Below are 13,251 nucleotides of genomic sequence, written 5' to 3'. Positions count from 1 at the left end.
CCTCCCGATTGTCATGTCGGCCCGAACGGGATCCACGTCCCGTCAGGCCGCGTCGTCGTGCCCGCCGCCCGCTGCGGGCTACGGGCCCTCGGCCGCTCCCTGCCCGCGGGGCGGGGCGCAGGATGCCTGGGGATCGAAGGTCGTCGGGATGAGGACGCGCCGCGGCTCGTCCCGGCTGCCCCGGATGATGTGGTCGAGGAGCAGCGACGCGGCCGTCGCCCCGACCTCGCTCTGCTCCCACCCGACCACCGCGATCGGCGGCTGGTGCAGGTCCGAGAGGTCGTTCCGCCCCGAGGCGACCACCGAGATGTCGCCCGGGATCGTGAGGCCGTGCGTCCGGATCGCCCGCAGGACGCCCGACAGCATGTCGATGCCACCGGCGATGATCGCCGTCGGCTGCTGCGACAGGCCGAGGAGCGCCGAGGTCGCCCGGTAGGCGTGGTCGCGCAGGAAGCTCCCGGACACGATGAAATCCGGCATGGGGGCGAGCCCCCGTTCGGCATGGGCGCGCTCGAAGCCGCGGACGCGGGCCGCTCCGGGATGCAGCCCCGTCGGCCCGGTCAGGAGCGCGATCCGGCGATGGCCGAGACCGAGGAGATGCGACGTCGCGAGACGCGTCCCGCCCTCGTGATCGACGTAGACGGCATCACACCAGGGCGGCTGGTCGCGGTCGATCATGACGAGCGGGATCGGCAGGTCCCGGAGGATCTCCTCCATCTCGCCCTCGATCGGCGTGTAGGGGCCCATCAGGACGCCGTCGACCTGACCGCTCGAGAAGCTGCGCAGGAGCTTGATCTCGCGCTCGCGCCGGCCCTCCGAGTTCGAGATGAGGAGCGCGTAGCCGGCTTCGTTGAGGACGTTCTGCGCGGTCGAGACGAAGCCGCCGAGCTGGGCGATGTTGATCTCGCGCAGGATGCAGCCGACGGTGCGGGTGCGCCCCATCCGCATCGACTTGGCCGCAGCGTTGGGAACGTAGCCCAGTTCCGCGATCGCCTCCTCGACCGCCTTGCGGACCGCCGGCTTGACGTCGGCCGCATCGTTCACGACCCGCGACACGGTCCCGGTCGAGACGTTGGCGAGCTTCGCGACCTCGCGGATGGTGGGGGCCCTCGGTGCCTTCTCTCGGTGCACGCTCATCGGATCTCGAACTGCCACTGCTCGGTTGCGACGCGGTAGCCCGCCCCCTCGCGCACGAGGTAGCCGAACCCGGGGAAGTGGATGTGCATCCCCGCGACCAGGATGCCCTCGTGGTGGATGCGCTCCAGCAGCGTCAGGCGGTTCGCCGCCGCCATGTCGGGATCGTAGTCGAAGCTCATCGAGACCTCGGGGCGCGCGACCTGGATCTCGGGAACGTGCGCGAGGTCACCCCAGACGATCATCCGTCGGCCCTGCGAGCGCAGGACGTAGGTCGAGTGGCCCGGCGTGTGGCCGGCGCATTCGACGAGCGTGATGCCCGGCAGGACCTCGTCGCCGTCCTGCGCGCACCGCAGATGCTCCGCCCGGTAGGGCCCGACCTGCTCGCGCGCCCAGCCGAAGTAGCGCTCGCGCTGGCGCGCATTCGCGCGCGCCAGCGCTTCGTCCGAGAACCAGTGCGCGATCTCCTTGCGATTGACGATCACGGTCGCGTTCGGGAACAGCCGCCGGCCGCTCGCTGCGTCCGTCAGGCCGCAGGAATGGTCGGGATGGCAGTGGGTGAGGAGCACGTGCGCGATCTCGCCCGGTTCGACGCCGGCCGCCGCCAGGTTCGCGAAGAGCTTGCCCGCGGTCGGTCCGAACTTGTCCTGCGAGCCGCAATCGACCAGCACCGTGCCGGCCGGACCCCGCAAGAGGAAGCAGTTCACGGAGATCCGCGGCGGCGAGATCCGGTGGTCGCGCGCCATCATCCGATCCACGTCCTCGCGCGAGAACTCCCGGAAGATGTCGTAGCCCATCTCGACGTAGCCGTCGGACAGGGCCGTGACCAGGATGTCGCCGAAGCGGCGGTGATAGACCCCGGGGATCTGCGTGTCTGGCAGGCTCATCGTGCATCCTGTGTCGCGACCGTGGAGCACAGCGGGACGCGTCTAGTTCAGAGCGAGGTCCCGAAGGTCGCCGACGGCCTCGATGTCCCAGAGCTTCGCGAACAGGGCCGCGGCGCGTTCGGGCGGCAGCTCGATCTCGGCGCAGTCGCGGAACTTCGCCTCGAGCTCCGCGCGCGCGAGCGGACGCTGCCAAGAGCCGCGCGCGTGCTCCACCGGGGCGTGGCGATGCACCGTGCCGTCCTTCAGCGTCACCCAGACGAGGTCGTGCGGCGCCATGGGCATGTCGGTCCCGGCGCTCTCCTCGCCCGCCGTGACGTCGACCCGTTCGAGCATCGCCTGGATGTCGGCGCGGCCGACGAAGGTGTCGGTGAGTTCCGCGAGCCCGACCCGCCGCGCCAGGAGGGCGCTCGCCATCGCGAACTCCATCGAGAACTTCGCCTCGAGACCGGTCCTGGGCCGGGTGTTGCGCAGCATCAGGCGCTGGGTGGCGCCCGTGTGGACGTGGATGGTCGCGACGGTCTCGGGCCCGAGGTCGTGCTCGTCCGCGAGGTCGATCATCGCGTCGATGGCCCGGTGCGTGGCGTAGCAGGTCGGGTAGCGCTTGATGTTGACGCCGTATCGCTCGACCAGCCACTCCTCGCCGATGCGGAAGGCGGCGGGATCGAGGTCCGGGCCGCCGGACGGCGAGAAGGCCCTCAGGAACCCGGTCCGGTGCTCGAGGGCATCGAGGCTGGCTGTATAGCCGACGCTTGCGAGCCGGGCGGCCTGGATGCCCGACTGCGCCGTGCGCCCGGCATGCAGCGACTTCGTCATCGAGCCGAAATTCGCCACGAGCCCGGCCGCCAGCGAGGCGGCGATGGCGAGCGCATGCGCGGTCTCCTCCGGCCCGAGCCGCCGCAGACGCGCGGCGGCGGCCGCGCAGGCGAGCGTTCCCATCACGGCCGTCGGATGGAAGCCGCGATCGTGCAGGTGACCGGGCTCGAGCTCGGCCAGATGCGCCCACAGCTCGTAGCCGACCAGATAGGCGTCGATCGCCGCCTCGCCCGAGGCCGAGAGCGCGTGGGCCTCGGCCAGGATCGCCGGCACGAGGACGGTGCTCGGATGCCCCGCCAGCGCCACGTCGTCGAAGTCGAGGACGTGGGCGGCGACGCCGTTGACGAAGGCGGCCTCGGCCGCGACGTAGCTCCGCCCGTCCACCGCCACCGGCGCCTGGTTGCTGCCGGGGACGGGCGAGGCGATCGTGGCAGCCAGCCGCACGGCCGGCTCGCGCGCGCCGGCGAGCATCACGCCCACGCAATCGACGAAGCCGATGCGAGCGGCGTGCCGCGCCTGCGCCGGAGCCCGCGCGCCGTCGATGCGGGCGACGAAATCGGCGGCCTTTCGGGTGATGCTGTCCATGGCTACCTCAGTAGGAACGCGGCATGCCGAGGACGTGCTGGCCGACATAGGCGAGCACGAGGTTCGTCGAGATCGGGGCGGTCTGGTAGATGCGGCACTCGCGCCACTTGCGCTCGATGCCGTATTCCGTCGCGTAGCCGAAGCCGCCATGGGTCTGGAGCGCCGTGTCCGCCGCGTTCCAGGTCGCCTCGGAGGCCAGGAGCTTGGCCATGTTGGCCTCGGAGCCGCAGGGCTGCCCGGCATCGAACAGGGCAGCGGCCTTGCGTGCCATGAGGTCCGCGGCCTCGAGCGCCACGTGCGCACGGGCGATCGGGAACTGGATGCCCTGGTTGGCGCCGATCGGCCGGTTGAACACGACGCGCTCGTTGGCGTAGGCCACCGCCCGCTGGATCATGTAGCGCCCGTCGCCGACGCATTCGGACGCGACGAGGATCCGCTCGGCATTCATCCCGTCGAGGATGTAGCGGAAGCCCTTGCCCTCCTCGCCGACCAGGGCGGAGCCCGGGACGCGCAGGTTCTCGATGAACATCTCGGTCGTGTTGTGGTTCATCAGCGCCTTGATCGGGCGGATGTCGATCCCGTTGCCGCGGGCCTCGCGCAGGTCGATCAGGAAAACGGAGATGCCGTCCGTCTTCTTCTGGACCTGATCGATGGGCGTCGTGCGGGCAAGCAGCAGGAGGAGGTCGGAGTAGCGGGCGCGGGAGGTCCAGACCTTCTGCCCGTTGATGACGTAGCCGTTGCCCTCGCGCACGGCCCGCGTCTTGAGCTGGGTGGTGTCCGAGCCGGTGGTCGGCTCGGTCACGCCGAAGGCCTGGAGCCGCAATTCGCCCGAGGCGATCTTCGGCAGGTACTCGCGCTTCTGCTCCTCCGAACCGTGCCGCAGGAGGGTGCCCATGATGTACATCTGGGCGTGGGCCGGGCTCGCCACGCAGCCGCAGGCGTTGATCTCCTCGAGGATGACGGAGGCGGCCCGGAGCGGCAGCCCGGCGCCGCCGTACTCCTCCGGGATCAGGGCGGCGAGGAACCCGCTCTCGGTCAGCTCGGCCACGAACTCCGACGGATAGCCCGATTCCTCCTCGAGCTTCGCCCAGTACTCCAACGGATACTTCTCGCAGATCCGGCGCACCGAATCGCGCAGCTCGGGATAGTCCTTGCCGATATCCAGCATGACGTCTGACTGGCTCATGTCACAATCTCACGAAGCGGGGGCGGGAGGCGCGGCCGTGGGCAGGCCGGCCGAAGAGGTCTTGGACAGGTAGGTCTTGGTCAGGTAGGTCTTGGACAGGTAGGTCTTGGGCAGGCCCGCGCGGGCGATCGCGCCGCTGGTGCGCTCGTCGCCGAGCCAGCCCTCCACGTCGCGGCGCAAGGCGAGGAGCGCCGGGATGTCGAGGCCGGTTGCAAAGCCCATGCTGTCGAGCATGAAGGCCGCGTCCTCGGTGTTGATGTTGCCCGTCGCGCCCGGCGCGAAGGGGCAGCCGCCGAGCCCCGCGAGGGAACTGTCGAAGGTGCGCACGCCCGCATCGAGCGCCGCCGCGACGTTGGCGAGGCCGAGGCCGCGCGTGTCGTGGAAGTGGCAGATCACCCGCCGCCCTGCCGCGATGGCGAGGATCGCCGGCAGGAGGGCCTTGACCTGGGCCGGGTTGCCGTAGCCGACGGTGTCGGCGACGATCAGCTCGTCGGCGCCGCCCTCGGCGACTGTCGCGGCGACCGCGAACACCCGGTCGGGATCGACGTGCCCCTGGAGCGTGCAGCCGAAGCTCGTGGCGAGCCCCACGCCGAGCACCATGCCACGTCCCGCCGGCGTCGCCTTCAGGGCGGCGATCCGCGCGAACTCCGCGATCGCCTCGTCGGTCGAGCGGCGCACGTTGGATCGAGAGTGGGCTTCCGAGATCGACAGGACGTAGTTGATGTGGGTGAAGCCGGCCGCGAGTGCCCGCTCGGCGCCCTTCAGGTTCGGCACCAGGGCCGAGGCCGTGACGCCGGAGAGGTCGGGCAGGGCGGCCGCGAGCGCGTCGGCGTCGGCGAATTGCGGCACCACCTTCGCGGGCACGAAGGAGGTCAGCTCGATCTCGCGCAGACCGGCCTCCTTCAGCCGCAGCGCCCATTCGCGCTTGCGCTCCGTCGGGAGGAAGCGCGCCGCCATCTGGATGCCGTCCCGCAGGCCGACCTCGCGCAGGATCGCGTGTTCCGGCATGGGCTACTCTCCCCGGAAGCGCGGCTTGCGCTTCTCGTTGAAGGCGCGCACGCCCTCGTGCCGGTCCTGCGTCGCGACCATGCGGTTGTAGCACTCGATCTCGAAGGCGAGCCCGTCGGCGAGCGACATCTGCAGGCCGCGGTGGATCGACTGCTTGGCCTGGCGCACGGCGATCGGCGCGTTGCCGGCGATCCGGCGCGCGGTGGCGAGGGTGGCCTCCAGGAGCTCCGCTTGGGGCAGAACGCGGTTGACGAGACCCCAGTCGCAGGCCTCCCGCGCGGTGAAGGGCAGCCCGGTCAGGATGATCTCCTTGGCGCGCCGTTCGCCGAGCGCCCGCGGGAGGTTCTGGGTCCCGCCGGCACCGGGCATGATGCCGAGCGTCACCTCGGTCAGCGCGAAGCGCGCGCTCTCGGCCGCGTAGGTGAAGTCCAGGGCCGCCGCGAGTTCGCAACCGCCGCCGAAGGCCGCCCCGTTGATCGCGCCGATCAGGGGCAGTGGGCAGGCGACGAGCGCGCGCAGCATCCGCTCGAACATGGCGTGCTGGCGCAGCCACTGCGCATCGGTCATGCCGTTGCGCTCCTTGAGGTCGCCCCCGGCGCAGAAGGCCTTCTCGCCGGCCCCGGTGACGACGATCGCCCGCACGCCGTCCGCCCCGAGCTGGAAGCGCTCGAAGAGGTCGAGGAGCTCCTCGCCCATGCGGGTGTTCATCGCGTTGGCGGCCTGGGGCCGGTTCAGCCGGACCAGGAGCAGGTCGTCGTCGAACCGCTCCAGCCCGAGTGTCTCGAAGGTGGCGTTCATCCGTGGTCCTGTACGAGGCTCGCGTTGTGGGCGCCGAGGGCCGGCGCCGCGCCGCCCGAGGTGGGGCGGACGTCGTCGAGCGTGATCGGCAGCCCGACCCACTGGTGGCCCGCCCCCTCGGTCAGGATGCCGACGGCCTGCGTTTGCGGGTGGGCCCAGACCTGATCGATGGCGAGCAGCGGGCAGCTCGGCACCTGGGCGGCGTCGAGGGCGTCGCCGAGCGCCGCCGCGCTCAGGCCGCGGATGGCGGCAGCGATTCGCGGCACGAGCTCATCGCGCAGGAGCACCCGCTCGCGGTTGCGCGCGAAGCGGGGATCGCGCCCGACCTCCGCGAGCCCCGGTATCGCCTCGCACAGTCTCGCGAAAAGCTTGTCGTTGCCCGCCGCGATCATCACCCAGCCGTCGCTCGCCTCGAAGGCCTGGTAGGGGACGATCTCGGCCAGTCCCGACCCCTGCGGCTTGCGCACCTCGCCCGACACGGCGTGCGCGGCGAGCGGGATGGTCATCCAGGCGAGCCCGGTCTCGAAGAGCGAGGTCGCCACTCGGGCGCCGGTTCCGGTCGTGCCGCGCTCGCAGAGCGCGGCGAGGAGGCCGATGACGGTCCACATGCCCGCCCCCATGTCCACCAGGGACACGCCGACGCGGACCGGCGCCCGGTCGGCCTCCCCGGTGATCGACATGATCCCCGAGCTCGCCTGGGCGAGCGGGTCGTAGCCGGGCTTGCGTGCCAGCGGGCCCGACGCGCCGAAGGCGCCGATGTCGCACCAGATCAGCTCCGGCTTCTCCCGGCGCAGCGCGTCCGCCTCGACACCGAATTTTTCGAGGAGGCCGGGCCGGAGGTTCTGGATGACGGCGTCCGAGTCCAGGATCAGGCGCTTAAGGGCGGCCTTCTGGACCGGGTCCGAGAAGTCGAGCGTCACGCTTTCCTTGGAGCGGTTGAGGGCGTGGAAGACGGTGGCGTCGTCGCCGAGGAAGGGGGGACCCCAGCCGCGGGCGTAGTCGCCGGTCGCCGGGTTCTCGACCTTGATCACCCGCGCGCCGAGCTCGGCCAGGATCAGGCCGGCATAGGGCGCGGCCACCGAGTGGCCGAGCTCGAGAACGGTCAGGCCGCCGAGTGGTGCGGTACGCTGCAAAACGCTTCTCCTCATCGGATGGTGGGACACCGGAGCCGGGGTCACAGGTACTCCTCGGCGAGTGCGGCTCCCCTGATCTCCTCCGTCCGGCCCGAACGGCGGATCTGGCCGGAGCGCATCACATGACCGAACTGGGCGATCCGCAGCGCCGGACGGGCCATCTGCTCGGTCATCAGCACGGCGATTCCCTCGTCCTGCATCCGCCGGACCGCCGCCGATATCTGCTGGATCCAGACCGGGGCGAGGCCGAGGAACGGCTCGTCCAGGAGGAGCAGCTTCGGCGCCCCGCTCATCGCGCGGGCGATGGCGACGAGCTGCTGCTGGCCGCCGGACAGCTCGCCCGCCGCCTGGGCCTGCCGCTCGGCGAGGAACGGGAACGATTGCACGAGCCCGTCCCAGCGGCGCGCCTGCTCGCGGGGCGCCAGGCGCACCGCCCCCGACAGCACGTTGTCCTTGACGCTCATGCTCGGGAAGACGCGCCGCCCCTCCGGCGAGTAGCCGATCCCGCAGCGGGCCCGGGCGTCGCTCGGCAGCCCGGCGATCTCCCGGCCCTCGAAGGTGACGCGGCCGCGCGCGGTGCGGACGAGGCCGATCACGGCGTTGATCAGGCTCGACTTGCCGGCGCCGTTCGCGCCGATCAGCAGGACGGTTTCCCCTGCGCCGACGTCGAGGTCGATTCCGTCCACGGCCCGGGTGCCGCCGTAGGAGACATGGAGGTCACGAATGCTGAGCATCGCAATCCTCCTCGTCGGCGCCACCGAGATAGGCGTCGATCACGTCCTTGCGGCTCAGGACCTCGCCCGGCGGCCCGGCAGCGATCAGGCGGCCGCCGTCGAGGACGATGACTTGCGGACACAGGCGCCGGATCAGGTCCATGTCGTGCTCGACGAGCAGGATGCCGCAGCCGAACTCGCGCTGGGCGAAGCCGACATAGGCGTCGATATTGGCCCGCTCGGACTTCTCGAGCCCGGCGGCCGGCTCGTCGAGCAGCAGCATCTTCGGCTGCGTCGCCAGCGCCATGGTCAGGCCGAGCATCTTCTGGAGGCCGTAGGGCAGCACCTCGGCATGGCGCCCCCAGCACTCGATCAGCCCGAACCGGTCGAGCAGGGGAGCCAGGCGCTCGAGCACCGAGCGGTCGCGCTTCGCGAAGCGCAGCGCCGCCGTGAGGTTGTCCCCCACGCTGGCGCCCGCGAAGGTCGCGGTGTGCTGGAAGCTGCGCACCAGCCCCTGCGCCGCATTCGCGTAGACGGGACGGCCGTCGATCCGGGCGTTGCCGAGCAGGACCCGGCCCGAGCTCAGCGGCAACCGGCCGGACATGATGTTGATCATCGTGGTCTTGCCGGCGCCGTTGGGTCCGATGACGCCGAGGAGCCCGGCCGGCGGCAGGGTGAAGCTCACGTCATGGAAGACCTTGAGGCCGCCGAACGCCTTGGACATGCTGTCGGCGCGCAGCGCGTCGGGATGGGTCGGGTGCGCGCTCACGATTTCATCCCCCGGGCCGGAACCGCGGTGATCGGGGCGACGCGGGCGGGCGCTCCGGGCGATGCCCGCCGGAGCCGCCCGACGGCCTTCGCGGCGAGCCCGATGAGGCCGCCCCGCGCCAGGAGCGTGACGACGATGATCAGGAGCCCGAACAGGCCAGGGGACAGTTCCCCCTTCAGGGCGAAGAGGTCAGTCGCCGTGACGAGGAGCGCGGCGCCCGCGAGCGTGCCGAGAATCGCGCCCTTTCCGCCCACGATGGTGTAGGTGATGTAGGTCACCGACGACATCGGCGCGAAGGAGGTCGGGTGGGCGGTGAGCAGCATGTTCACCAGCGCGAAGCCGGCGAGGCCCGAGACCCCGGCCGCGACCGAGAAGGCCAGCGCCTTGTAGCGCCAGCAGGCCAGGCCGAGGCTCTCGGCGAGCACGTCGTTCTTCTCGATCGCGGCGAACTCGTAGCGGAAGGACCGGGTGAAGAGCGCGGTGATCGCGAAGCCCGCGAAGGCGAGGCCCGCCGTGGTCAGCAGCACTTGGCTGTTGTCCATGAGCTCGATGCCGAAGAGGGTCACCGCCGGCATTCCCACGAGGCCGTTGGAGCCGCCGGTCAGGGGTGTTGCCTCGAACAGGAGAAGCTGGACGATCTCCGTCAGCACGAAGGTGACGAGGACGAAGTAGACCCCCTTCAGGCGCAGGATCAGCCAGCCGAGCGGGATGGCACAGAGGGCCGGCATCACGAAAGCCGCGACCCCGAGCAGGATGGCGTCGGTCACGCCGAGCCTCAGGCTGAGCAGGGCGACCGTGTAGCCGCCGGTCGCCATGAAAGCCGGCACGGCGAAGCTCATCAGGTCCATGCGCAGCATGATGTAGACGCCCAGCGAGGCGGTGGCCGCGATGAGGATCAGGTTCGTCTGCGAGAGGATCTGCGGGTTGCGGGTGAGCACCGGCACCGCGAAGGCGAGGCCTACGACGCAGAGCGTTGCCCATTCGTAGCCGCCGAGGAGGCCGGGACGTCGCGCCTGCGGGAGGCGCGTGATGGCTGCCTCTTCACTCATGCCCGCCGCACCTCCCTGCCGAGGAGGCCCTGCGGGCGGACCACGAGGATGAGGAGGACGAGGACGAAGAGCGCCAGCGCTCCCTTGGAGCCGCCGAGATAGACGGCGGCGTAGGCCTCGACCATGCCGACGATGAAGGCCGCGACCGTTGCCCCGGCCACGCTTCCGAGCCCGCCGAGAATCACGGTCAGGAAGGAGAAGGCGAGCACCGGATCGCCGACATGGGGGGCGAGCGCGAGGATGGGGGTGACGAGCGCACCCGTCAGGCCGGCGAGGCCCGTCGCGAGGGCGAAGGCGAACGGGAACAGGGCCCGCGTGCGCATCCCGAGGGCGCTCGCCACCGCCCGGTCCTCCGCCATGGCGCGCATCGCCCTCCCGATGCCGGAGCGGTAGATGAGCCAGTAGACGGAGACGATCGCCGCGAGGCAGACGCCGATGACGACCATGTTCGCGTAGGGGACGTAGGCACCGCCCGCCCGCCACACGCCGGTGATCGGGAACGAGAACTCAGGCGATTCCGGACCGAACAGGAGCAGGATCGCGGTCGCCATGACGAGGTAGAAGCCCATGGTGACCATCAGGGTCGCCTGATGGTCCTCGATCACGCGCTCAAGAATAATCGTCTCGAACAGCCAGCCGAGCGCTGCCGTGGCGATCGCCGCAGCCAGCACGGCGACGGGGAAGGGCAGGCCGAGCACGACGGAGCAGTAATAGGCGACGTAGCCGCCCATCACGTAGAACCCGCCATGGGCGAAGTTGACGACGCCCAGGATGCCGAAGATCAGGGTGAAGCCGAGCGCCAGGAGCGCATACTGTGAACCGAGGCTAATCCCGATCAGCCCCGTCGCAATGACGTTGTCCATCATTCCTCCGAAGGTCAGTCTTCTTTGACGGCGTCGGCCCGAATGTATTTCTGAATTTTACCATCTCTGACCTGCCCGATCGCAAACGGGTAGGACATCTCCTGGTTGATCCCGAAGAACTGCTGACCGATCCAGGATCCCTTGCCGATATTCTCGTCTTCGACCGGCAGCTTGCGCATGGCGTCGGCGATGACCTGAGGCTTGTCGATCGACTGCGCGGCCTGCGCGGCCTTGACCATCATCCGCGCCGCGAACACCCAGCGGAAGAAGTCGGCGTTCTCCGGGCGCGGACCGCCCATCAGGTCCTGGTGCTTCTTCTCCAGCGCGCGCAGGCCTTCATCCATCGCGACGGGCTCGTACCAGAGGAAGTCCTTCAGCACCTCGACGCCGCCGGCCACGCGGGCGATCTCCTCGAAGCCCGGCCCGCCGAGGCGGAAGATCGGCCCTGCAAAACCGGCCTGGCGCAACTGCTTGATGATGATGCCGGCATCGCCCGCCGGCGAGGACGCCAGATCGATCGCACCAGGACTGGAGCGGAGCACACGCGTCACAATCGGCGCGAAGTTGGTCGTGCCGCGCTGGTAGTACTCCTCGACGACGCTCACGCCCTTCTTCTTGAAGATCTCGGCGTTCACGCCTGCGACGTCCGTACCTCCCTGGTCGTTCGGGGCGACGATACCGACGGAGGAGAAGGTGTAGTGCTTTCGTCCCTCGTCGATGATCGGGCCGGCCCAGCCCGACGGGCCCGGGCCGATGTGAAAGACGTTCGGCCAGCGCGGGCCGATCGAGTCCCGGGCGAAGCTGTTGACCATCGCCACCATGCGATTGCGGAGAGCCACTGGCTTCATCCCGGTCACTTCCGGCGAGCCGACGGGGCCCACGATCACGGTTATGCCCTCGGCCGCGAGCGCGTTCATCGCCGAGGCAGCTCCCTCCGCGGTGTACTTGGAGTCGATCGCCTTCACGGAGACGGTGCAAGACGTGCCGCCGATCACGAGTCGGCGCTCCTGCGCCGTCTCCTTGGCGACGAACTCGAGTGCCCCCCGCAGGGCGATCCCCCATTGGGCAGCCGGGCCCGACAGGACGGCCGGTGCGCCAATCTTCAGTTCACAAGCCGATACTGCGCCGCAGAACGTGACGGAAGCCAGCAATGCGCCGCTCACGGCGCGCTGAGCGCGAAACGCCATCATGTCTCCTCCCGTGCAGCACTCCGTTGAGCGCCAGCTCGATCCGCCGGAAGGCCTCTTCGTGCCTCTGGTCCGGATCGTGGGGCATCCTAGAAGGACGCCGTGACCGCTGTCAATAAAACGTTTCAAAAATCTGATCGCGGCGTTGACGCTCCCCGGAGAGGGCCTGATTGAGGGACATGCTTGCAGATGCAGTTCTAGCTCCGGGTCGCTTGCCCGAACTCGCATCGCGGCGAAGTAAATCCATGGCTTGCGCGGGTAACCATATGAAACGTTTCATTCGTCAGGGCTCCCTCCCCTGCGATCCCTACGGCGATGATGTCCGCTGCTGACCCACTGCCAGTCACCGGTCGGACCGCGCCGGCCCTGCTGGACAAGCCCAGCGCGCGGCGTCGACATCGTGCGGATTCGGCGGGCGTCGCCCGTCCTCGATCGGCAGCGTTCTTTCGAGCCCACCTACCGTCGCGCGTGGTCAGGCGTGATGCTGATGTCCGTGATTGGATCGCGGGGATCGGCTTGTGTCTGGACGCGAGCATCGTTTTGCGCCGCGCCGCCCGAAGGTGATCACGGGCGGCGGCGGGGCGCAGGTCCGGCTCGAACCGTCAGGCATGCGCCTCGACCGCCCAACGCACCTGATCCCGACAACGTTTCGCTACCAAACAGCTCAGCTGGCTGTGAGGGCGCGCTGCTTCACGATGTGCTGGCCACCAATCCGGGTCTCGCCCACGGCGATTTCCGGCGTTACGCAAAATGGCGTAGAGCGCCTTACCTACTTCGGTGAAGCCAAAATATTAAGTGTGTGTACCGGCGCGTTCAAAAGCAAACGATCAATGCCGGTAACGCTGCGAACCCTTGTTTTTCCGAGGAGTGTTGTTTTTTTTCTAGCATGTATTGTGTTAGAAAATCCATAAATAACTCACAAGCACTAGCAAATTGATAAATGATAATCATATGTTCTTAATCTCCGATTAATATGCGAAGTGATGGCCAGTAGAAATCAGTGCATAACCTTAGAAAGTACGTTTGAAATCGATTCATCGGAAAAGCCCGAACAGCCAAACGCCCTGATGTGCGGGATAGCCTCTTGGAAAGCGGGATTTTCCCTGCCATGCTCGGCGCAGGTACA

At 69.1% G+C, this 13,251-nt stretch carries 12 protein-coding genes; all 12 read right to left on the bottom strand.

Annotated elements, in window-relative coordinates:
* Positions 1-78 precede the first annotated feature (78 nt).
* Genes DT057_RS06110 through DT057_RS06055 form a run of 12 tightly spaced genes read right to left on the bottom strand, consistent with a single transcriptional unit; the run spans position 79 to position 12,128 of the window.
* Positions 79-1,137 (bottom strand): LacI family DNA-binding transcriptional regulator, encoded by a 1,059-nt coding sequence (locus DT057_RS06110; RefSeq protein ID WP_128561189.1) that lies wholly within the window; start codon positions 1,135-1,137, stop codon positions 79-81.
* Entirely contained in the window at positions 1,134-2,021 is an 888-nt protein-coding gene (locus DT057_RS06105) for an MBL fold metallo-hydrolase (protein WP_128561188.1), read from the bottom strand. Before DT057_RS06105 ends, DT057_RS06110 begins: the two co-directional genes overlap by 4 nt.
* 42 nt (positions 2,022-2,063) lie before the next feature.
* A complete protein-coding gene (locus tag DT057_RS06100; protein WP_128561187.1) occupies positions 2,064-3,419 on the bottom strand; it encodes an MmgE/PrpD family protein in 1,356 nt (451 codons plus the stop codon).
* A gap of 7 nt (positions 3,420-3,426) precedes the next feature.
* The gene (locus tag DT057_RS06095; RefSeq protein WP_128561186.1) at positions 3,427-4,605 is read right to left on the bottom strand and encodes an acyl-CoA dehydrogenase family protein; all 1,179 of its coding nucleotides are present in this window, start codon (positions 4,603-4,605) and stop codon (positions 3,427-3,429) included.
* 9 nt (positions 4,606-4,614) lie between these two features.
* Complete coding sequence (locus DT057_RS06090; RefSeq protein WP_128561185.1) at positions 4,615-5,613, bottom strand: hydroxymethylglutaryl-CoA lyase; 999 nt, start codon at positions 5,611-5,613, stop codon at positions 4,615-4,617.
* A gap of 3 nt (positions 5,614-5,616) precedes the next feature.
* A complete protein-coding gene (locus DT057_RS06085) occupies positions 5,617-6,411 on the bottom strand; it encodes an enoyl-CoA hydratase-related protein (RefSeq protein ID WP_128561184.1) in 795 nt (264 codons plus the stop codon).
* Positions 6,408-7,544 carry a CaiB/BaiF CoA transferase family protein gene (locus DT057_RS06080; RefSeq protein ID WP_238314000.1) on the bottom strand — a complete coding sequence of 379 codons (1,137 nt, stop codon included), beginning with the start codon at positions 7,542-7,544 and terminating at the stop codon, positions 6,408-6,410. Before DT057_RS06080 ends, DT057_RS06085 begins: the two co-directional genes overlap by 4 nt.
* Positions 7,545-7,585: 41 nt before the next feature.
* Positions 7,586-8,278 (bottom strand): ABC transporter ATP-binding protein, encoded by a 693-nt coding sequence (locus DT057_RS06075; RefSeq protein WP_128561182.1) that lies wholly within the window; start codon positions 8,276-8,278, stop codon positions 7,586-7,588.
* Positions 8,262-9,026, bottom strand: a complete 765-nt coding sequence (locus DT057_RS06070) for an ABC transporter ATP-binding protein (protein WP_238313998.1) — start codon at positions 9,024-9,026, stop codon at positions 8,262-8,264. The genes DT057_RS06075 and DT057_RS06070 overlap by 17 nt, the downstream gene beginning before the upstream one ends.
* Positions 9,023-10,075 carry a branched-chain amino acid ABC transporter permease gene (locus tag DT057_RS06065; protein ID WP_128561181.1) on the bottom strand — a complete coding sequence of 351 codons (1,053 nt, stop codon included), beginning with the start codon at positions 10,073-10,075 and terminating at the stop codon, positions 9,023-9,025. The genes DT057_RS06070 and DT057_RS06065 overlap by 4 nt, the downstream gene beginning before the upstream one ends.
* Positions 10,072-10,938, bottom strand: coding sequence for a branched-chain amino acid ABC transporter permease (locus DT057_RS06060; RefSeq protein ID WP_128561180.1), 867 nt, complete (start codon positions 10,936-10,938; stop codon positions 10,072-10,074). Before DT057_RS06060 ends, DT057_RS06065 begins: the two co-directional genes overlap by 4 nt.
* Positions 10,939-10,952: 14 nt before the next feature.
* Positions 10,953-12,128, bottom strand: coding sequence for an ABC transporter substrate-binding protein (locus DT057_RS06055; RefSeq protein WP_128561179.1), 1,176 nt, complete (start codon positions 12,126-12,128; stop codon positions 10,953-10,955).
* Between the last annotated feature and the right edge of the window lie 1,123 nt (positions 12,129-13,251).

This window comes from Methylobacterium crusticola (genome assembly GCF_003574465.1).
In the GTDB taxonomy this organism is placed as follows: Bacteria; Pseudomonadota; Alphaproteobacteria; order Rhizobiales; family Beijerinckiaceae; genus Methylobacterium; species Methylobacterium crusticola.
This window is presented reverse-complemented; position numbering and strand designations above follow the sequence as displayed.

Excerpts from the sequence above, each read along its gene's own strand:
- DT057_RS06055 (WP_128561179.1), bottom strand. The coding sequence starts at position 12,128 with ATGATGGCGTTTCGCGCTCAGCGCGCCGTGAGCGGCGCATTGCTGGCT.
- DT057_RS06105 (WP_128561188.1), bottom strand. The coding sequence starts at position 2,021 with ATGAGCCTGCCAGACACGCAGATCCCCGGGGTCTATCACCGCCGCTTC.
- DT057_RS06065 (WP_128561181.1), bottom strand. The coding sequence starts at position 10,075 with ATGAGTGAAGAGGCAGCCATCACGCGCCTCCCGCAGGCGCGACGTCCC.
- DT057_RS06060 (WP_128561180.1), bottom strand. The coding sequence starts at position 10,938 with ATGGACAACGTCATTGCGACGGGGCTGATCGGGATTAGCCTCGGTTCA.
- DT057_RS06075 (WP_128561182.1), bottom strand. The coding sequence starts at position 8,278 with ATGCTCAGCATTCGTGACCTCCATGTCTCCTACGGCGGCACCCGGGCC.
- DT057_RS06085 (WP_128561184.1), bottom strand. The coding sequence starts at position 6,411 with ATGAACGCCACCTTCGAGACACTCGGGCTGGAGCGGTTCGACGACGAC.
- DT057_RS06110 (WP_128561189.1), bottom strand. The coding sequence starts at position 1,137 with ATGAGCGTGCACCGAGAGAAGGCACCGAGGGCCCCCACCATCCGCGAG.
- DT057_RS06100 (WP_128561187.1), bottom strand. The coding sequence starts at position 3,419 with ATGGACAGCATCACCCGAAAGGCCGCCGATTTCGTCGCCCGCATCGAC.
- DT057_RS06095 (WP_128561186.1), bottom strand. The coding sequence starts at position 4,605 with ATGAGCCAGTCAGACGTCATGCTGGATATCGGCAAGGACTATCCCGAG.
- DT057_RS06090 (WP_128561185.1), bottom strand. The coding sequence starts at position 5,613 with ATGCCGGAACACGCGATCCTGCGCGAGGTCGGCCTGCGGGACGGCATC.